Genomic DNA, 20231 nt, shown 5'->3' with positions numbered 1-20231 from the left:
GTTGGATTGGCGAAATTGTTCCTGCTTTTGGCGAAATAATCGTCCAGTTCGGCGAAATAATTTAAAAATCGGCGAAATAATGGTCCAAATTGGCGGAATCAGCCAACTTCTTGCTTTATATACAATACAAGAATCCCAGATTAGTAGATTTTTCAAAGAAGGAGGAGAAAAAATGAAGATTGAGAAGATGATGGTAATTGGAGCTGGCCAAATGGGCTCAGGGATTGCCCAGGTTTGTGCTGAAGCAGGCTATCAGGTTTATTTAAATGACCTGAAGCCGGAATTCGTCGAGCGCGGCTTCAATGTGATCAATAAAAATCTTGGCAGGCAGGTTGAAAAGGGGAGAATCTCAGCTGACCAAAAACAAGAAATTATCGGGCGAATTACGGCTTCTACAAACGTAACGGATGCTGCAAATGTTGACCTTGTCATCGAAGCAGCAGTTGAAAACATGGAAATTAAGTCAAAAATATTTGAACAGCTCGATCAAATTGCCCCAGCCCACGCGATTTTAGCGAGCAATACATCCTCTTTGCCAATTACTGAAATTGCTGCCGTCACAAAGCGTCCGGAAAAGGTCATTGGCATGCATTTTATGAATCCTGTCCCAGTGATGAAATTAGTTGAAATCATTCGCGGCTTGGCAACTGCAGATGAGGTGTACGAAACAATTGCAGCGATGACAAAAACGCTGAGCAAGGTCCCGGTTGAGGTCAATGATTTCCCAGGGTTTATCTCCAATCGGATCCTTTTGCCAATGATTAATGAAGCCATTTATACCTTGTATGAAGGCGTAGCAACAAAGGAAGCCATTGACGATGTGATGAAGCTGGGGATGAATCACCCGATGGGACCAATTACTTTAGCTGATTTTATTGGGCTCGATACCTGCTTGTCTATTATGGAAATCCTTCACGAAGGCCTCGGCGATTCAAAATATCGCCCTTGTCCGTTGCTGCGTAAGTATGTCAAAGCCGGCTGGCTTGGCCGCAAAACTGGCCGGGGTTTTTACAGCTACGAATAAGAATATAAGAATAAACGATGGGGACAGAAATGCACTGTTCCCACTGTTACATAATAGCACACGGATCAATTTGACATACCAGGGAATCAGTACAGTTCAAATTGTGATCTTTACAAAATAGAATTCAATATTTTTAACCCGCAGGAAGACATATAGTGAGGGGGCGTCAGGGGTGAAGCTAACATTTACTGAAGAACAAGAAATGTTGAGAAAGATGGTTCGTGATTTTGCCCAAAGTGAAATTGTCCCATTTATTGAAAAAATGGAACAGGGACAGTTTCCAACCGAGATCCTTCGCAGAATGGGTGAACTGGGTCTAATGGGCATTCCAGTGCCGGAAAAATATGGTGGAGCGGGGATGGATTTTATCTCTTATATCATGGCAATTCACGAACTTTCCCGGGTTAGTGCAACTGTTGGAGTGATCCTCTCCGTCCATACCTCTGTATGTACAAACCCAATCCTCTCCTTTGGAACTGAATCGCAAAAGCAAAAATATGTGCCAAAGCTTGCGGCAGGTGAATATTTAGGGGCCTTTTGCTTGACCGAGTCCAGCTCAGGATCGGACGCTTCTGGCTTGAAGACCAGGGCAGTGAAAGACGGAAATGATTACATTATGAATGGGTCGAAAATGTTTATTACCAATGGCGGTGAAGCCGATGTTTATATCGTGTTTGCCTCGACCAATCCGGACTTGAGAAGCAAAGGCATCACCGCATTTATTGTGGAAAAAAATACACCTGGCTTTGTGGTCGGTAAAGATGAACGGAAAATGGGTCTGCATGGATCAAGAACCGTCCAGCTGTCTTTTGAAAATATGAGGGTTCCTGCGGAAAATATGCTTGGTACAGAAGGAGAAGGCTTTAAAATCGCGATGGCCAACCTTGATATCGGACGGATCGGCATTGCTGCCCAGGCTGTAGGAATTGCTGAAGCGGCTCTAGATGCCGCAGTTGACTATGCAAAAGGCCGCCAGCAGTTTGGCAAACCAATTGCTGCCCAGCAGGGAGTAGCCTTTAAGCTGGCAGATATGGCGACAAGCGTTGAAGCAGCCAAACTATTACTCTACCGTGCTGCATCATTAAAGGAACAAGGCCAAAAATGCAGTTTTGAGGCGTCGACTGCGAAGCTATTTGCTTCAAGGACAGCGGTTGAAGCCGCAACGGAAGCCATCCAAGTTTATGGCGGTTATGGTTATACCGAGGATTATCCGGTCGAACGCTATTTCCGCGATGCCAAAATAACCGAAATTTATGAAGGAACAAGTGAAATCCAACGAATTGTCATCAGCAAACAACTGCTCTCTAATTGAGCAAATTTTTGATAAAGAGCCTCACTTTGTAGTTTTCATCTAAGCCAGAAGCAGCTCCAAAAAAGCAAACAAAATGTGGTGTTAATGGAAAAAATTATGAACCGCGCGGAATAAATCACAAATTACGCGGAATCGTAACCAAAAAAAACGAAAAACCAGCGGAATAGCTGAACGAAAACCGTAAAATATCGAATTCCTAGGAGGATTCTTACTATGAACTTTCAATTATCGGAAGAGCATGAGATGATTCGCAAAATGGTACGTGATTTTGCCCGTAATGAAGTGGCACCAACTGCTGGCGAACGGGATGAAAACGAGCGCTTTGAACGGGGGATTTTTGAGCAAATGGCGGAGCTTGGCTTAACCGGAATTCCGTGGCCGGAGGAGTACGGTGGAATTGGCAGTGATTATCTAGCCTATTGCATCGCGGTCGAAGAGCTGTCAAGGGTCTGCGCCTCAACGGGTGTGACACTTTCAGCGCATACATCACTGGCCGGCTGGCCAATCTATAAATTTGGTTCCGAGGACCAAAAGCAAACATACCTGCGGCCTATGGCGGAGGGTAAGAAAATCGGCGGCTATGGCTTAACCGAGCCTGGCAGCGGTTCAGATTCGGGCGCAATGAGAACAACAGCCCGCTTGGAGGGTGACCATTATATCCTGAATGGGTCAAAAATCTTCATTACCAACGGCGGGGTTGCCGATATCTACGTCGTGTTTGCCTTAATCGCCCCAAATCAAAAACAAAAGGGCATTAGCGCCTTTATCATTGAATCAGACTTCCCGGGCTTTTCCGTTGGAAAAAAAGAAAAGAAGCTGGGGATACGCTCGTCACCGACGACGGAAATTATTTTTCAAGAATGCAGGGTTCCTGTTGCAAATCGGCTTGGTGCAGAAGGTGATGGTTTTAAAATTGCAATGATGACGCTTGATGGCGGACGAAACGGTATCGCGGCCCAGGCTGTAGGGATTGCCCAGGGTGCATTAGATGCAGCGGTTGATTATGCCCGCGAGCGCGAGCAATTTGGCAAGCCGATTGCAGCAAATCAAGGAATAAGCTTTAAGCTGGCTGATATGGCAACGAGTATTGAAGCGGCGAGACTCTTAACCTACCAAGCTGCATGGCTGGAGTCGAATGGGCTGCCTTATGGCAAGGAATCAGCGATGTCGAAGCTGTTTGCCGGTGATGCAGCAATGAGGGTGACCACGGAAGCGGTGCAAATTTTTGGCGGATACGGATATACGAAAGACTACCCTGTTGAGCGATTCATGCGCGATGCCAAAATTACCCAAATATATGAGGGAACCCAGGAAATTCAGCGTCTTGTTATCTCGAGAATGCTGACAAAGTAAATACAAAGGCGAAAACTATTTTATAATTTCCTAGACGATAAGAAATTCAGCGCTTCATGTCGCGATGCAGCTGAAAATGAAACATGATATACGGTAACAAAGGGGGATTGGCCGTTGGAAAAAACGGTTATCAAAAAGCGGGAGGTAAAAACCTCTGTTAAAGATGAACGCCTTATTCAAAAAAGGCGTGATCAAATGATTAAAGGGGCAGTTGCTCTGTTTAAAACAAAAGGCTTTCATGGAACAACAACAAGAGAAATTGCCCGGGCTGCGGGATTCAGTATCGGAACGTTATACGAGTATATTCGCACAAAGGATGATATTCTGTTCCTTGTTTGTGATAGTATATATGAAAATGTGAGCAGCCGCCTTGGGAAGGATCTTGGCCAGCAAAAGGGAACATTACTAAGCCTTAAGCTTGGGATTGCATATTATTTTACGATTGTTAATGAGATGCAAACCGAGTTTCTGGTGCTCTATCAGGAGACGAAATCACTGTCAAGGGATGCTCAGCATTATATTTTTGAAAAAGAAACAGAAATGGTCGGCATGTTTGAAAGCGTACTCAGAAAATGTGTTGACAATGGGGAACTGCACTTATCAGAGCGTGAAGTGGAATTAATGGCCCACAATATCTTCGTATTAGGGCAAATGTGGGGCTTCCGCCGCTGGGCAATGCAAAAGCAATATACATTAGAAGAATATATTGAACTGCAAACCAAACTGCTGTTTTCTGGAATAAAATAAAATTTTAATCCGGCCTTTATTAACGGATAAACAATGTGGAACTTGACGGGCGCTTACACTTTTGTTCATGATCGGGGGAGAAGGATGAGTACACCGGAAATTTATAAGCCACAGAATCATATTCGCTTTGTAACAGCCTCAAGTTTGTTTGATGGACATGACGCCTCAATTAATATTATGAGAAGAATTTTGCAGGCAAGCGGAGCAGAGGTCATACATCTTGGTCATAACCGCTCAGCTAAAGAAGTGGTCAATGCTGCTATTCAGGAAGATGTTCAGGGAATTGCCATTTCATCTTATCAAGGTGGACATGTTGAATATTTTAAATACATGGTTGATTTATTGAAGGAAAAAGGAGCTTCGCATATTCGCATCTACGGCGGCGGCGGCGGTGTGATCCTGCCGCGGGAAATTGATGAACTCCATGACTATGGAATTGCGTGGATTTTTTCGCCGGAGGACGGACGTGTCATGGGTTTGCAGGGCATGATTAACCGGATGCTGGCCGAATGTGATTTTTCCGAGAATGCACCCGGGCAGTTGGAAAATCTGCAAGCAGGAGATGTGAACGCGGTTGCCAAGCTGATCACCCTTGCGGAGTTGAACGTAAATCCAAATAAAGAAACGTCTGCTGTGATTGAAAAGGTTAGGTCACTGGTGAAGCCGGCACCTGTTATTGGCATTACCGGAACAGGCGGAGCCGGAAAAAGCTCGCTGACTGATGAATTGATCCGCCGCTTTATCAATGAAATACCTGAGAAAAAAGTAGCAATTTTATCGGTCGACCCGACAAAGCAAAAAACCGGTGGTGCGCTGTTAGGCGACCGGATTCGTATGAATGCCATTTTTAATGAGCGTGTTTATATGCGCAGCCTTGCGACAAGGTTGTCGAAAAGTGAATTGTCGCTGGCAATAAAGGATGCGGTTGCAGTTGTGAAGGCAGCCGGCTTTGACCTCGTTATCGTCGAGACGAGCGGGATTGGTCAGGGTGATGCAGAAATCATCGAGATTGGCGATGTGGCCCTGTACGTGATGACAAGTGAATTTGGTGCCCCTACCCAGTTAGAAAAAATTGATATGATCGATTTTGCTGATTTAATCGTTATCAATAAATTCGAGCACAAAGGGTCAGAGGATGCATTAAGGCAGGTTCAAAAGCAATACCAGCGCAGCCATCTCCTCTTTGAAAAGGATCTTGAACAAATGCCGGTATATGGGACGATCGCCAGTCAGTTTAATGATCAGGGAACAAATGCCCTTTTTGCCGCCCTAATTGAAAAAGTCAATGAAAAAGCCGGTACAAGTTGGTGTACTTCTTTTAGCAAAGAAGCAAAAGTTGAAAAGCAAAATGTGATTATTCCGAATGACCGCCGCTATTATTTGCGGGAAATCTCCGATACGGTCCGGCGTTATCACAAAAAAGCTGAGGAGCAGGCAAACCTTGCACGCAAGCTGTTTCAGCTCGAAGGAGCAATCACCGCTGTGAGTGAGAAGGAAGTTAACACTGAAGTGCTTGCTTCCTTGGAAGTAATTAGGAAAGAAACAGAAGCAAAGTTAACTGCTGAATCGAAAAAAATCCTTGCTTGCTGGGAACAATTGAAAGCCGACTATAAGCGGGACCGGCTTATCACACGCGGTCGAGATAAAGAAATTATTACGGTTTTAAAAACAAAAACACTGTCAGGGCTCGATATTCCTAAGGTTCTGCTGCCACGGTATAAGGATTACGGCGAAATCATCCGTTGGGTGTATCGCGAAAATGTTCCCGGATCTTTTCCATTTACAGCTGGAGTGTTTCCGTTTAAGCGGGAAGGAGAAGATCCCAAACGGCAATTTGCTGGTGAAGGTACACCGGAGCGAACCAACCACCGCTTTCATTATTTGTCAAAGGATGATTCGGCAAAGCGCCTAAGCACAGCGTTTGACTCAGTCACACTTTACGGGGAAGATCCGGATTATCGTCCCGATATTTATGGAAAGGTGGGCGAAAGCGGGGTAAATGTCTGTACGCTTGCTGATATGAAAAAGCTATATGCCGGCTTTAATTTGTGCCACCCGTCCACCTCTGTGTCGATGACCATCAATGGTCCGGCACCGATTATTTTAGCAATGTTCATGAATACCGCAATCGATCAGCAGATTGACAAAAAGCAGGCTGAACTTGGCCGCACATTAACCGAAGCGGAATTAGATCAGGTAAAGGCCTACACTTTAAAGACAGTGAGGGGTACTGTCCAGGCTGATATTTTAAAAGAGGACCAAGGGCAAAACACCTGTATTTTCTCAACGGAATTTGCCTTGAGGATGATGGGAGATATCCAGCAATACTTTATCGACCACCAGGTCCGCAATTATTATTCCGTTTCGATCTCCGGCTATCATATTGCTGAGGCTGGTGCGAATCCAATTTCACAGCTGGCATTCACCCTGTCAAATGGCTTTACGTATGTAGAATATTATCTAAGCCGCGGCATGCATATTGATGACTTTGCACCGAATTTATCGTTCTTTTTCTCAAATGGGCTGGATCCGGAGTATACGGTGATCGGCCGCGTTGCCCGCCGCATTTGGGCTGCCGTTATGCGTGACAAATACGGTGCAAATGAACGCAGTCAAAAGCTAAAGTATCATGTTCAAACATCAGGACGCTCGCTCCATGCTCAGGAAATTGATTTTAATGACATTCGCACAACCTTACAGGCGTTGATGGCTTTGCAGGATAATTGTAATTCACTTCATACAAACGCTTATGATGAAGCGATTACAACACCAACGGAGGAATCGGTGCGCCGGGCGATGGCGATTCAAATGATTATTACCAAGGAACATGGTTTAACGAAAAATGAGAATCCGCTCCAGGGCTCGTTTATCATTGAAGAGCTTACAGACCTTGTCGAAGAAGCGGTTCTCCAGGAATTTGAACGGATCAATGATCGAGGCGGCGTGCTGGGTGCAATGGAGACGCAATACCAACGCGGCAAAATTCAGGATGAGTCGATGTACTATGAGATGAAAAAGCATTCGGGAGAATTGCCGATTATTGGTGTGAATACGTATGTAAATCCAAAACCACCTTCTACAGAAGCAATCAACAATATGGAGGTTGCCAGAGCGTCGCAGGAGGAAAAGGAATTGCAGATTCACAATTTACGTGAATTCCAAACACAGCATAAAGATAGCACAGAAAAGGTGCTCCAGAAACTGAAGGAAACAGCAGTGAAGAACGGCAATATTTTTGCTGCCTTAATGGAGGCAGTAAAGGTGGCAAGCCTTGGCCAAATTACCCATGCACTCTACGAGGTAGGCGGACAATACCGCAGAAATATGTAGACAATGGCAGGTTGCCATTGTTTTTTTCTCGTCTAGCTGCAGCCCCCAGCGACTGTGTACTTCGCCCGCCTCCCTACGATAAGTCAAGCACGAATGCGCTTACGCCCTTCGTGTTTCCTTTATCTCAGTCGGTGTACTCCAGTCCTGTCGGACTTGCACAGGATGTGCTGACGTCGACGTTCGCCACAGGACGTGGCGGGTTTTAGTCGACGTTCCTTAATTCGGGTGCTTCCGCTTTTGTTGTATGCTATAATTTGTTTTTCCTATATAATCTTACTAGATAAAGTGAAACTTCCAACAGTGGGGTTTTTTCATCCCCACTGTTGGTTAGATGAACCAATCGGACTTTTACGGGCAGTTGACCACCACTTATCCTTGTTTTTCTGCATAAGTCTATGGGGGTCTTACTGCCCGTTAAAGCGGGATAAATTTATGTGTGAACCAGGCAGGTGGGAAACGTGAAGAAAACGTATGTTATTTTTGTCGGAGTGTTAATAATTTTTGCCTGGCCGTTTTATGATCTGTATCAACGACAATTAGGTGCGATTCCTTTTTTATTGTTGGCAGTTTTCTTTCTTGTTGTAACCATTAAGGAAGTAAAAAGGTTTAAACAGAATAATCAACCAAAATCGAAACATGAAAAGAAAGAAAAAATCAAGCGAAACAGCAGATAGAACTAGCATAAACAGTAAAAATTTGTTTATAATGAAGAATATGCATTCTGGGATAATATTCCCTGAACGGCCCGTTATGCACTCAAGTCATGAGTGCGAATAGAGAAAGGAAGTGCCGGAATTGAGTATAAAGCAGCATTATTCCAAAGAGCAGTTACATGAGATGTCCTTAATTGAAATTGCCTATGATTATTTAAAAAGCACAAAACAACCGATGTCCTTCAACGACTTAATGAGTCAAATGACAACGGCTCTTAGTCTTTCAGATGAAGAGGTAAGAAGAAGAATTGCCCAATTTTATACTGATTTGAATATAGATGGCCGGTTCCTTGCTCTTGGTGAGAACCGTTGGGGTCTCCGTGTCTGGTACCCTGTTGATACAACTGAAGAAGATGTGGTCACACACGCTAAACCGAAAAAGAAAAAGGCGAAGAAAGTCGTTGATGAGGAAATCGAAGACTTCGATGCAGTTGACGAAGATTTCGATTATGATGATGTCGATGATTTTGCAGAGGAAGAAGACGAAGTTGATCTTCTTGATGATGATCTTGATGACGTTGACGATGTTGACGATGAATTTGATGACGATGATGATGTTATTGACGACGAAGAAGATTTCGATCTTGACGAAGATGAATTAGATGAAGACATTGATGAAGAGTTGGATGAGGAGGATCTAGAAGCAGACGATGATGAGGAAGGTCACAAATAGGTCTGTCCTTTTAAATCATCTTGACTTTTTTAATTTGCACTTGTAGAATACTTTTTGGGCTCCTTATAAAGGAACGAACGATTCACAATTGTTAATAAGCGCTCCCTTTACTTAGTGTAAGCGGGGTGCTTTTTTATTTTGTGTGGAAAAGGAGCGGAGCTTCGAAAAAACAGATCATAATATCCCGTTTGAGAGATATTTATAGGTGTATATCCTCAATCTTGGTATTGAATAGCTTCGCTCACACCACTTTTATTATTTTTCGTTTCATGTCCATTGCGAAAGCTGTCGAACGGACAGAGAAAATAAATTTTTTAAAAAGTGCCTTAAACAAATTAGATAATGTACAAACTGTAATTGAGGGGGAATCATTTATGTCAAAGTATATATTTGTAACAGGCGGTGTCGTTTCATCTCTTGGGAAAGGGATTACGGCTGCATCATTAGGCCGGCTCTTAAAAAATAGAGGCCTGAGCGTCACCATTCAAAAATTTGATCCGTATATTAACCTTGACCCGGGAACAATGAGCCCGTACCAGCATGGTGAAGTGTTTGTCACAGATGACGGTGCGGAAACAGACTTGGATCTAGGCCATTATGAACGTTTTATTGATACAAATTTAACGAAGTACAATAACGTAACAACAGGAAAAATTTACTCAAGCGTGCTTAAAAAAGAGCGCCGTGGTGATTATTTAGGCGGGACAGTTCAAGTAATTCCACATATCACCAATGAAATCAAGGAACGTGTCTTCCTGTCTAGCAAAGAAACAAATGCAGATGTTGTGATCACTGAGATTGGCGGAACAGTAGGAGATATTGAATCCTTGCCATTCCTTGAAGCGATTCGCCAAATCAAAAGTGATATCGGCAGCGAAAACGTGTTGTACATCCACTGTACTCTGATTCCATATATTAAAGCAGCAGGGGAAATGAAAACAAAGCCGACCCAGCACAGTGTAAAAGAACTGCGCAGTCTAGGAATTCAGCCGAACATTATCGTCGCACGGACTGAAATGCCGATTTCCCAAGATATGAAGGATAAAATTGCTTTATTCTGTGATATTGATAAAAATGCTGTGATTGAGTGTTTGGATGCAGATACCCTTTATGCCGTTCCATTAGCACTTCAAGCACAAAATATGGATCAGATTGTTTGTGATCATTTAAAATTGATTACCCAAGAAGCAGATATGACAGAATGGACGCAATTAGTTAATAAAGTCCGCAATCTTTCCAAGTTGACGAAAATTGCATTAGTCGGAAAATACGTTTCCCTCCAGGATGCCTATATTTCAGTGGTTGAAGCACTTCGTCATGCAGGCTATGCGTTTGATACGGATATTGAAATTAATTGGATAAATTCTGAAGATGTAACGGCTGAAAATGTTGGTGAACTTCTTGAGGATGCAGATGGAATTCTAGTTCCAGGCGGTTTTGGTGATCGCGGGATTGATGGAAAAATTCATGCAATCCATTATGCACGAGTAAACAAAAAGCCATTCCTTGGTATTTGCCTTGGCATGCAGCTTGCTACGATTGAATATGCCCGCAATGTGCTTGGTCTGCAAGGGGCTCATACTGCTGAAATTGATCCAGAAACAAAATATCCAATTATTGACCTGCTTCCTGAGCAAAAGGATATTGAAAACTTAGGCGGTACTTTAAGACTTGGTTTGTACCCATGCCGACTAGCAGAAGATTCTAAGGCTTATGCAGCTTATGGCGAAGCAGTTGTTTACGAACGCCATCGCCACCGTTATGAGTTTAATAATCAATTCCGTCAACAAATGGAACAATCGGGATTAGTCTTCTCTGGGACAAGCCCGGACGGCCGTTTAGTGGAAATTATCGAGCTCAAAGACCACCCATGGTTCGTTGCATGCCAATTCCATCCAGAGCTTAGGTCAAGACCAACTCGGCCTCAAGCCTTGTTCCGTGAATTTATCAACGCATCTTTAAACTTAAATAAATAATAAAGCAATGGTAAAGCTCATTGTTGATTTTGCCATTATGTTGATTGGAGCGGAAGACGCGAAGACTCCTCGAAAATGCTATCGCATTTTCTTCGTGCGTGGGCTATTTCAAGGATGCCAATTCAATGTCCTGCGGGAGTACGGGGCCCAGGAGGCTCCCCGGCACGCCCGCGAACCGCTCGCGCCTGGAGCGGAAATCAACATACAAGTTTAACACAGGGAAAAATTTAGAAATGAGTGGCCAGTTCCATCAATTTGGGACTGGCACTTTTTATATACAAAATAAACGTTTTCGGGGGACTTTAATTAACAGATAGTGGCAAAATGCTCATAACTATGGGAAAATGGTTCATAACTGTGGCGAAATGGTTCATAACAGAACCAAAATAGTTCATAACCTCCTGAAAATGGTTCATAACAGAAGATTAGGTGCTAGAAAGGAAGGAACATGTCCAAAAAAGAAGGAACTATCAATTAAAAAATAGTGCCTTCCGAAATTTTATAGGTATTCAGATAGTATTTCGTCGATCGTGAATTTTAGGGAGTGATAAACGTACAGGGCAGCAATTGCAGCTGGAAAGCCAAAGCGGTTTCCTTCTTCATCTGGCAGCAGAGGTTTTGTAAGGTGAAGATCAATGTGAACATCGGCCAATGTGATGAGTGGGCCCGCTTCATCTTTGTCCAAAACCGAACACACTGACACAAACGGGATTCCTTTTTCAGCTAACAGGAATGCAACCCGGACAGCTTCTTCATCGGTTGAAAAGCGTGAAAGGAGCAGAACACGGTCTGAGCTCGTAAGCTCGGTCAAACGACGATCTGAGATTATTTTACTATAACGAAGTGGCTCAGCTCCGTCGATTGCCTCGAAGGCAACGGCCTTCATTTCAGCTGTACCCAAAATGTAAATAAAACCATCTCCAGCGGGGGCTTGAGCAAGCAGTCGAGCGCCATCCTCGAGAGTGAATTCTTCATTTTCTACGATTTTTTTGAATAAACCTGTTAATTGGGTTGTAAACATTTTTAACATAATAACCTCCTGCAACATACATTTTACCTGTTTATTATACACAAGCAGCAGAAAAATGCTTAAATAGAAATAGCCTAAGGAAGGAAATCGCAAAATAAAATAGAAATATAACATAGAGAATAGAAAAGTGGATAATAGTTTAAAAATATAGAGAAAGAGGTGGCAGCAAGATGAAAGCGAAAATTTTAATCGTTGATGATCAATAGGGTATTCGAATTTTATTAAATGAAGTATTTCAAAAAGAGGGGTATGAAACGTTTCAGGCGGCCAATGGACTTCAAGCTCTTGAAATTGTGAAAAACAATGACCCGGATCTCGTTTTGTTGGACATGAAAATTCCTGGCATGGATGGCATTGAAATTTTAAAAAGAATGAAAGTGATCGAGCCGGATATTCGCGTCATCATTATGACGGCCTATGGGGAATTAGACATGATTCAGGAAGCAAAGGATCTGGGAGCCATTACTCATTTTGCCAAACCATTTGATATCGATGACATTCGGACAGCAGTAAAAAATAACCTTGCGAAAAAAACAAACTAATTTTCCAAGCACTTTCATTCGTGAGCTTTAAAAAGTAAGTGGGATTTATGGTATTTCTACTTCTGTTTTGATATGATTACAGATGGACTTTTAGTGGTTGTCAGACTTTTCTACTAGGTAAAGAGGAATACATAATTTACAAGTATGAGGGAAATCCTTTATATGGAAAACCTCTGTTTCCGAAAGGATGTCAGCCGATATTAAGGAGGAGAAGGAATGCCATTAGTTTCAATGACTGAGATGTTGAAAAAGGCAAAAGCAGAGCACTACGCTGTCGGGCAATTTAACCTGAATAACCTGGAGTTTACCCAAGCTATTTTATTAGCGGCTGAAGAGGAAAAATCACCGGTTATCCTTGGTGTTTCTGAAGGCGCAGGTCGCTATATGGGCGGCTTTAAAACAGTGGTAAAAATGGTAGAAGGTTTAATGGAAGATTATAAAATTACTGTTCCAGTGGCCATTCATCTTGACCATGGTTCAAGTTTTGATAAATGTAAAGAAGCGGTAGATGCCGGATTCACATCTGTCATGATTGATGCATCTCATCATCCATTTGAAGAAAATATTGAAGTTACTGCAAAAGTGGTTGATTATGCACACGCTAAAGGAGTTTCTGTTGAAGCAGAGCTTGGCACAGTCGGCGGCCAGGAAGACGATGTAATTGGTGAAGGTGTTATTTATGCTGATCCAAAGGAATGTGAAGAGCTAGTTAAACGTACAGGTATTGACTGTCTTGCACCAGCACTAGGTTCCGTTCATGGTCCATATAAAGGTGAACCGAAGCTTGGTTTCAAAGAAATGGAAGAAATAGGGGAAATAATTGGGCTACCACTTGTTCTTCATGGTGGAACAGGGATTCCAACAAAGGATATACAAAAATCAGTTTCACTTGGAACGGCAAAAATCAACGTAAATACGGAGAACCAAATTGCTTCTGCGAAACGTGTTCGTGAAGTTTTAGCTGCCAATCCGGATATGTATGATCCACGGAAATATTTAGGACCTTTACGCGATGCTGTTAAAGAAACAGTTGTTGGTAAAATCCGCGAATTCGGTTCAGCCAACAAAGCATAATTTTCGGAAAAATGACATTCGGAACCGTCCTTAAAAAGAGGGCGGTTTCAGCGTGTTTTAAGCAAATTGATAAAATTGTTAAAATAGACTGAATAATGGAGGAAATTGGCGTGAAATTTTTTATTGATACAGCAAACATCGAAGAAATTCGTGAAGCACATGCACTTGGACTATTAGCTGGAGTAACGACGAATCCGTCACTTGTAGCAAAAGAAGGAAATGTCTCTTTCCATGACCGTTTAAAGGAAATTACCGATCTCGTTTCTGGGTCTGTTAGTGCTGAAGTAATTGCCCTTGATGCAGCAGGAATGATTAAAGAAGGGAAAGAACTTGCTGCGATTGCACCAAACATTACCGTTAAGGTTCCAATGACTCCAGATGGCTTAAAGGCTGTTCATGCTTTAGCACAGGAAGGCATTAAAACCAATGTAACACTTATTTTTAATGCGAATCAGGCATTGCTTGCAGCCCGGGCTGGAGCTTCTTATGTTTCACCATTCCTTGGCCGCTTGGATGATATCGGTCAAAACGGCTTGGATCTGATTTCGACAATTGCCGAAATTTTTGTAGTCCATGGGATTGAAACAGAGATCATTGCAGCATCGATTCGCCATCCAATGCATGTAACAGAAGCTGCGCTAAGGGGTGCGCATATTGCAACCATTCCATTTAAAGTCTTAATGTCCTTATTCAAACACCCATTAACGGACAAAGGAATTGATCAATTCCTCAAGGATTGGGAAAGCCGCAACAACGCGTAAGCATGATTTTTCGTTCCATATGTGGTCTTTACTGGGAAAATCGTTTTGCATTTGACGAGCTTTAATGACGGCAAAAAGGCCAGCATTCCCTAAACGTGAGTGCTAAAAATTTTTTATAGAAATGCAATACCGGCAACCAGAAAAGGTTTTTTCATTTTCTGTTAACTTTTTTGAATTACCATACATGAAATTTGGTTTATCGTGTAAACTATAAATTAGACAAACTGTCGGAATATGTCTGGGTTTTATGGAAAAAATATCTAAAAACAACAAACTAATTGCCCGTATATAAACCGTTCATGGTAATGTTTAAGGCGAGAAGGGAGTAGGAAATGGAAAAACTTATGATTGCTGGCGGTTATCCATTAAAAGGAACCGTAAGGATTAGCGGCGCCAAAAATAGTGCAGTGGCCTTGATCCCGGCGACAATTTTAGCAGATTCTCCTGTAACAATTGAGGGTTTACCAGATATATCAGATGTTGAGATTCTAAAAGACCTGCTTGAGGAAATAGGCGGAAAGGTCCAGTTTTCCGATGAGGAAATGACAGTCGATCCATCTGTGATGATCTCAATGCCTTTGCCAAATGGAAAGGTAAAAATGCTGCGTGCTTCCTATTATTTAATGGGGGCCATGCTTGGCCGCTTTAAAAAAGCAGTCATCGGTTTACCGGGTGGCTGCCATCTTGGACCGCGTCCAATTGATCAGCATATTAAAGGCTTTGAAGCGCTTGGTGCTAGTGTAACTAATGAGCAGGGTGCCATTTATTTGCGGGCGGACGAGCTCCGTGGTGCCCGTATCTATCTTGATGTTGTCAGTGTGGGGGCAACGATAAATATCATGCTTGCGGCAGTAAGAGCAAAAGGCCGGACAGTCATTGAAAATGCAGCGAAAGAACCAGAAATTATCGATGTCGCCACATTGTTAACGAATATGGGGGCGAAAATTAAAGGTGCCGGAACAGATGTGATTCGGATCGATGGAGTTGACAGCCTGCATGGCTGCCGCCACACGATTATACCCGACCGGATTGAAGCGGGAACCTATATAATTATTGGCGCCGCAGCTGGAGAGGGTATCCTCATTGATAACGTCATTCCCCAGCATTTAGAATCACTAACAGCAAAACTAAGGGAAATGGGCATCACTGTGGAATCTGGGAATGACCAGATTTACGTTGATCCCGGAACAAAGCCGCTTAAAGCAGTTGACATTAAAACGCTTGTGTACCCTGGGTTTCCAACTGATCTGCAGCAGCCGTTTACAACACTTTTAACAAAAGCAACCGGTTCAAGTATGGTTACCGATACAATCTATGGTGCCCGTTTTAAGCATATTGATGAGTTGCGAAGAATGAATGCCAATATAAAAGTGGAAGGCCGCACTGCGATTATCAATGGGCCAATCCAGCTTCAAGGCGCTAAGGTAAAAGCGAGCGACCTGAGGGCGGGGGCTGCGCTCGTGATTGCCGGACTTATGGCCGAAGGAATTACCGAGGTCACAGGACTCGAACATATAGACAGAGGCTACAGCAATCTTGTTGAAAAATTAACTGGTCTCGGGGCAACAGCATGGCGTGAGGTTTTAACAAAAGAAGAAGCTGAGCATATAAAAAACATTTAGTACGATCGAGAACGGAAGTAAAGAGAGAGAACATATTGCAACGATTAATCACATCTCTTCAAACTGAGGTTGAGGAGAAATGAGGGGAATGGAACAAACAAAATGGAAAGAAGTTTAACAATGGAATTAGTTCGCGTTACCGAGGCAGCAGCACTTGCCTCTGCAAGGTGGATGGGCTTAGGGAAAAAAATGGAGGCTGACGATGCGGCAACGACTGCTATGCGCCGGGTATTTGATACAATTCCAATGCAGGGAACGGTCGTTATTGGCGAGGGCGAAATGGATGAAGCACCAATGCTTTATATTGGCGAAAAGCTTGGGACAGGCCTTGGACCGCATGTTGACGTGGCTGTTGATCCACTTGAGGGAACAAATATTGTCGCAGCTGGCGGCTGGAATGCATTAGCTGTTATTGCGATTGCAGATGAAGGCAATCTTCTTCATGCACCGGATATGTATATGGACAAAATTGCAGTTGGTCCTGAAGCAGTTGGACTTGTCGATCTTAATGCACCGGTTATTGATAATTTACGAGCTGTTGCGAAAGCAAAAAACAAGGACATTCAAGATGTCGTCGCAACAATCTTAGACCGCCCGCGTCATGCCGAAATAATTCGCCAAATTCGTGAGGCTGGTGCCAGAATCAAACTGATTAATGATGGCGATGTTGCTGGTGCGATCAACACAGCATTTGATTTTACAGGGGTCGATATTTTATTTGGATCAGGCGGTGCACCAGAAGGCGTTATTTCAGCAGCGGCCTTAAAATGTCTTGGGGGCGAATTGATTGGTAAATTGCTGCCGCAAAGTGAAGAAGAGCTAGAACGCTGCAAGGGTATGGGTCTTGATGTCAACCAGATTTTACGGATGGAAGATCTTGTTAAGGGCGATGACGCTATCTTTGCTGCCACAGGTGTTACCGATGGCGAGCTTTTAAAAGGCGTCCAATATAAAGGCTCACGCGGGAAAACTCATTCTGTTGTTATGCGTGCCAAATCAGGCACAGTCCGTTTCATTGACGGAACACACAGCTTTAATAAGAAACCAAATTATGTAATGAAGTAAAAGCGGAAGCGCCCGTTTAGCGTTCGTACACTAGCCGCTAAATGGGCCGACTAAAAGCGGCGCCGTCCTGTGCGTCGAAGCTAGGCAGTTATCTAAGTTCAAAACTTTATACTTTTTAGATAAATCAGAGTTATGAGGATGTGTACACAAAGGGTCCGGCTCCTGGACTCTTCTCCTCCTAATGAAGTTCCCTTCCTTAATTTTTTTCCAAATTTAAAAATTTGTTGATTATTGATCATAATTAAGGGTAAAATAGAAATTATGAATTTTCTACATTTTTTTCCTTTTCCTTTATACTTCAGGTTATCTTCTGTAAAAATAAACAAATCTATTCCTCCAAAACTTTTTTTACTGTCCTGATTAGCTAATAACTTAAAGAATAGTAAAGGCAGATTTTCCGTATCGGAATAGTATTAAAATTTCAAAGAGTGGTGTACAAATGGAAGTATCAATATCAGGTTTAGAAAATATGAAACTGAAGGAACTTTATGAGCTGGCGCGCGAATATAAAGTTTCCTACTACAGTAAGCTGACGAAGAAAGAATTAATTTTTGCAATCCTAAAGGCACGCGCCGAGCTTCAGGGTTACTTTTTTATGGAAGGTGTACTCGAGATTATTCAATCGGAGGGCTTTGGCTTCTTACGGCCAATTAACTATTCCCCAAGCTCAGAGGACATTTATATTTCAGCATCACAAATTCGCCGTTTCGACCTGCGCAATGGTGACAAGGTTTCCGGGAAAGTTCGGCCTCCAAAGGAAAATGAGCGCTACTACGGACTATTACATGTCGAGGCAGTCAACGGTGAAGATCCGGATTCTGCAAAAGAACGCGTTCACTTCCCAGCCCTAACGCCACTATATCCTGACAGGCAAATAAAGCTTGAAACGACCCCAAAAGCATTATCAACACGAATTATGGATTTACTTGCACCAGTCGGCTTTGGCCAACGTGGACTTATTGTGGCACCGCCAAAGGCAGGGAAAACAATGCTGTTAAAAGAAATTGCCAACAGCATCACAACCAATCATCCTGAAGCCGAATTAATCATGTTATTAATTGATGAGCGACCGGAAGAAGTGACCGACATTGAACGTTCCGTTGCTGGTGATGTTGTCAGTTCAACGTTTGACGAGGTTCCGGAAAACCATATTAAAGTGGCCGAGCTTGTTCTTGACCGGGCGATGCGCCTTGTTGAACACAAACGCGATGTTATTATTTTGATGGATAGCATTACCCGTTTGGCCCGTGCCTACAACTTGGTCATTCCACCAAGCGGGCGGACGTTATCAGGGGGGATTGACCCAGCTGCCTTCCATCGGCCAAAACGTTTCTTCGGGGCAGCCCGGAACATTGAAGAAGGCGGCAGCTTAACGATTCTCGCAACAGCCCTTGTCGAGACTGGGTCGCGAATGGATGACGTTATTTATGAGGAATTTAAAGGGACAGGCAACATGGAGCTTCATCTTGATCGTTCCCTGGCCGAGCGCCGTGTCTTCCCAGCGATCGATATCCGCCGCTCCGGGACACGAAAAGAAGAGCTGCTGCTACCAAAAGATCAGCTTGATAAATTATGGGCAATCCGCAAATCGATGACAGATCATCCTGATTTTGCTGAGCGCTTCCTGAAAAAATTGCGACAAACCAAGTCAAATGAAGAATTTTTTGCCCAATTAGGGGAAGAACTGAAGGGGCGCCGCTCCTAAGGTGGACAACGTGTCTGGACAGCCAAGCCGATATCTGTGTTCATTTTTGTAAAAAAAAGGATTGAAACATCGCTTGCCAAAGTAGGGTAGGCTTGTTATAATATTGACAGTGTGTTTTTGGTAAATCAATGCTTGCATTTAGCGGGCATTTTAGATAACTCTGTTTCGAAAGATTCAGGGCGGAAGGAGCTGAAAAGAATGAAAGCAGGTATTCATCCAAATTATAAAAAAATAACGATAACATGTGCATGTGGTAATACGTTTGAAGGCGGATCTGTTAAAGATGCAATTCGCGTTGAAACTTGTTCTGAGTGCCATCCATTTTATACTGGTCGTCAAAAATTTGCTGAAGCTGGTGGACGTGTTGACCGCTTCAATAAAAAATACGGCATTAAGCAACAACAACAGTAATTGCTTAGGAACAGGCAAGAGTGTAAGTGACTTGCCTGTTTTTTATTTTTCGGAAATTATTAAATATTAACCTGTTGATAACTTTTGAACTTGTTATACTACGTAAGAAGAGTTTTCGAAAAGGGAAGGGAGACCCCGTTTTATGTATGTAATGAAGCAAAGCGGATGGGTAGAGGTTATCTGCGGCAGTATGTTTTCCGGAAAGTCGGAGGAGTTAATTCGCCGGGTGAAGCGGGCACAATTTGCTAAACAGAAAATCGCTGTGTTTAAGCCTAAAATCGATAATCGTTACAGCGATAAAGCTGTCGTATCCCATAATGGAGCTTCGTTAATGGCGAAGCCAATATCCCATTCCATTGAAATTCTGCATCATGTTGAAGCAGAAATCGACGTTGTTGCCATCGATGAAGTGCAATTTTTTGATGAAGGTATTGTTCGCGTCGTTCAGCAGCTTGCTGACAGCGGCTACCGCGTGATTGCAGCGGGTCTTGATCAGGACTTCCGCGGTGAGCCGTTTGGACCAATGCCGGCTTTGTTGTCCATTGCTGAGCAGATCACCAAGCTGCAGGCCGTCTGCACGATTTGCGGATCACCGGCGAGCCGGACTCAACGCCTGATTGACGGCAAGCCAGCATCCTACTTCGATCCAGTCATTTTAGTCGGCGCCTCTGAAGCGTACGAGCCCCGCTGCCGTCATCACCACGAAGTTCCCCAAACAGCACAAGCACAACGTTTCGCAGAACAAACAGGTAAATAAGTATCGTATGGTCGTCTGAGAGAATGATCTCAGGCGTTTTTTTTTATGCTGTTAAAATTAGAAACGAGCTTGATGCTGCTGTTTTACAGAAAATGGCAAATTGCTCATAACTATGGGAGAATGGTTCATAACAGGC

The 20231-nt window shown here is 43.2% G+C and carries 17 protein-coding genes; 16 read left to right on the top strand and 1 reads right to left on the bottom strand.

Annotated elements, in window-relative coordinates:
- The first annotated feature begins 172 nt into the window (after positions 1-172).
- From JN080_RS21815 to JN080_RS21780, 8 genes are all read left to right on the top strand, one after another.
- The gene (locus tag JN080_RS21815) at positions 173-1024 is read left to right on the top strand and encodes a 3-hydroxybutyryl-CoA dehydrogenase (RefSeq protein WP_256238082.1); all 852 of its coding nucleotides are present in this window, start codon (positions 173-175) and stop codon (positions 1022-1024) included.
- 172 nt (positions 1025-1196) lie between these two features.
- Entirely contained in the window at positions 1197-2336 is a 1140-nt protein-coding gene (locus tag JN080_RS21810; protein ID WP_256238081.1) for an acyl-CoA dehydrogenase, read from the top strand.
- A gap of 213 nt (positions 2337-2549) precedes the next feature.
- On the top strand, positions 2550-3689 hold the full coding sequence (locus JN080_RS21805; protein WP_256238080.1) for an acyl-CoA dehydrogenase: 1140 nt from the start codon (positions 2550-2552) through the stop codon (positions 3687-3689).
- Between the two features lie 129 nt (positions 3690-3818).
- Complete coding sequence (locus tag JN080_RS21800; RefSeq protein WP_256238103.1) at positions 3819-4436, top strand: TetR/AcrR family transcriptional regulator; 618 nt, start codon at positions 3819-3821, stop codon at positions 4434-4436.
- Between the two features lie 84 nt (positions 4437-4520).
- Positions 4521-7766, top strand: a complete 3246-nt coding sequence (gene icmF, locus JN080_RS21795) for a fused isobutyryl-CoA mutase/GTPase IcmF (RefSeq protein WP_256238079.1) — start codon at positions 4521-4523, stop codon at positions 7764-7766.
- A 458-nt stretch (positions 7767-8224) separates the two neighbouring features.
- Positions 8225-8440, top strand: a complete 216-nt coding sequence (locus JN080_RS21790; RefSeq protein ID WP_256238078.1) for a hypothetical protein — start codon at positions 8225-8227, stop codon at positions 8438-8440.
- 121 nt (positions 8441-8561) lie between these two features.
- Positions 8562-9152 carry a DNA-directed RNA polymerase subunit delta gene (rpoE, locus tag JN080_RS21785; RefSeq protein WP_256238077.1) on the top strand — a complete coding sequence of 197 codons (591 nt, stop codon included), beginning with the start codon at positions 8562-8564 and terminating at the stop codon, positions 9150-9152.
- Positions 9153-9526: 374 nt separating this feature from the next.
- Positions 9527-11128, top strand: a complete 1602-nt coding sequence (locus tag JN080_RS21780) for a CTP synthase (protein ID WP_256238076.1) — start codon at positions 9527-9529, stop codon at positions 11126-11128.
- Positions 11129-11627: 499 nt separating this feature from the next.
- Here the strand turns inward: JN080_RS21780 and JN080_RS21775 are convergent, their stop codons facing one another.
- The gene (locus JN080_RS21775; RefSeq protein ID WP_256238075.1) at positions 11628-12158 is read right to left on the bottom strand and encodes a DUF2529 domain-containing protein; all 531 of its coding nucleotides are present in this window, start codon (positions 12156-12158) and stop codon (positions 11628-11630) included.
- Between the two features lie 209 nt (positions 12159-12367).
- Here JN080_RS21775 and JN080_RS21770 point away from each other — a divergent pair, with 209 nt between their 5' ends.
- The 8 genes from JN080_RS21770 to JN080_RS21735 all read left to right on the top strand — a co-directional run bounded on the left by JN080_RS21770 (position 12368) and on the right by JN080_RS21735 (position 20095).
- Positions 12368-12700, top strand: a complete 333-nt coding sequence (locus JN080_RS21770) for a response regulator (RefSeq protein ID WP_256238102.1) — start codon at positions 12368-12370, stop codon at positions 12698-12700.
- A gap of 216 nt (positions 12701-12916) precedes the next feature.
- Positions 12917-13774: a class II fructose-bisphosphate aldolase gene (locus JN080_RS21765; RefSeq protein ID WP_256238074.1), complete on the top strand. Its 858-nt coding sequence runs from the start codon at positions 12917-12919 to the stop codon at positions 13772-13774.
- Between the two features lie 110 nt (positions 13775-13884).
- Positions 13885-14535: a fructose-6-phosphate aldolase gene (gene fsa, locus JN080_RS21760; RefSeq protein WP_256238073.1), complete on the top strand. Its 651-nt coding sequence runs from the start codon at positions 13885-13887 to the stop codon at positions 14533-14535.
- A gap of 332 nt (positions 14536-14867) precedes the next feature.
- Entirely contained in the window at positions 14868-16157 is a 1290-nt protein-coding gene (locus tag JN080_RS21755) for a UDP-N-acetylglucosamine 1-carboxyvinyltransferase (protein WP_256238072.1), read from the top strand.
- Between the two features lie 102 nt (positions 16158-16259).
- Positions 16260-17222 (top strand): class II fructose-bisphosphatase, encoded by a 963-nt coding sequence (glpX, locus tag JN080_RS21750; RefSeq protein WP_256238071.1) that lies wholly within the window; start codon positions 16260-16262, stop codon positions 17220-17222.
- Between the two features lie 439 nt (positions 17223-17661).
- A complete protein-coding gene (gene rho / locus JN080_RS21745; RefSeq protein WP_256238070.1) occupies positions 17662-18927 on the top strand; it encodes a transcription termination factor Rho in 1266 nt (421 codons plus the stop codon).
- 198 nt (positions 18928-19125) lie between these two features.
- Positions 19126-19338: a 50S ribosomal protein L31 gene (gene rpmE / locus JN080_RS21740; RefSeq protein ID WP_256238069.1), complete on the top strand. Its 213-nt coding sequence runs from the start codon at positions 19126-19128 to the stop codon at positions 19336-19338.
- Positions 19339-19480: 142 nt separating this feature from the next.
- Positions 19481-20095, top strand: a complete 615-nt coding sequence (locus tag JN080_RS21735) for a thymidine kinase (protein ID WP_256238068.1) — start codon at positions 19481-19483, stop codon at positions 20093-20095.
- Positions 20096-20231 lie beyond the last annotated feature (136 nt).

It is taken from the genome of Bacillus sp. EB600 (genome assembly GCF_024494385.1).
Lineage (GTDB): Bacteria > Bacillota > Bacilli > Bacillales > Cytobacillaceae > JAEVLT01.
The sequence above is the reverse complement of the archived record's forward strand: the minus strand, read 5'-3'. Positions and strand labels throughout refer to the sequence as shown.

What these genes read in the sequence shown, in the direction of transcription:
- glpX (WP_256238071.1), top strand. Translation starts at nt 16,260, where the DNA reads ATGGAAAGAAGTTTAACAATGGAATTAGTTCGCGTTACCGAGGCAGCA.
- rpmE (WP_256238069.1), top strand. Translation starts at nt 19,126, where the DNA reads ATGAAAGCAGGTATTCATCCAAATTATAAAAAAATAACGATAACATGT.
- JN080_RS21765 (WP_256238074.1), top strand. Translation starts at nt 12,917, where the DNA reads ATGCCATTAGTTTCAATGACTGAGATGTTGAAAAAGGCAAAAGCAGAG.
- JN080_RS21775 (WP_256238075.1), bottom strand. Translation starts at nt 12,158, where the DNA reads ATGTTAAAAATGTTTACAACCCAATTAACAGGTTTATTCAAAAAAATC.
- JN080_RS21780 (WP_256238076.1), top strand. Translation starts at nt 9,527, where the DNA reads ATGTCAAAGTATATATTTGTAACAGGCGGTGTCGTTTCATCTCTTGGG.
- icmF (WP_256238079.1), top strand. Translation starts at nt 4,521, where the DNA reads ATGAGTACACCGGAAATTTATAAGCCACAGAATCATATTCGCTTTGTA.
- JN080_RS21755 (WP_256238072.1), top strand. Translation starts at nt 14,868, where the DNA reads ATGGAAAAACTTATGATTGCTGGCGGTTATCCATTAAAAGGAACCGTA.
- JN080_RS21735 (WP_256238068.1), top strand. Translation starts at nt 19,481, where the DNA reads ATGTATGTAATGAAGCAAAGCGGATGGGTAGAGGTTATCTGCGGCAGT.
- JN080_RS21805 (WP_256238080.1), top strand. Translation starts at nt 2,550, where the DNA reads ATGAACTTTCAATTATCGGAAGAGCATGAGATGATTCGCAAAATGGTA.
- JN080_RS21815 (WP_256238082.1), top strand. Translation starts at nt 173, where the DNA reads ATGAAGATTGAGAAGATGATGGTAATTGGAGCTGGCCAAATGGGCTCA.
- rho (WP_256238070.1), top strand. Translation starts at nt 17,662, where the DNA reads ATGGAAGTATCAATATCAGGTTTAGAAAATATGAAACTGAAGGAACTT.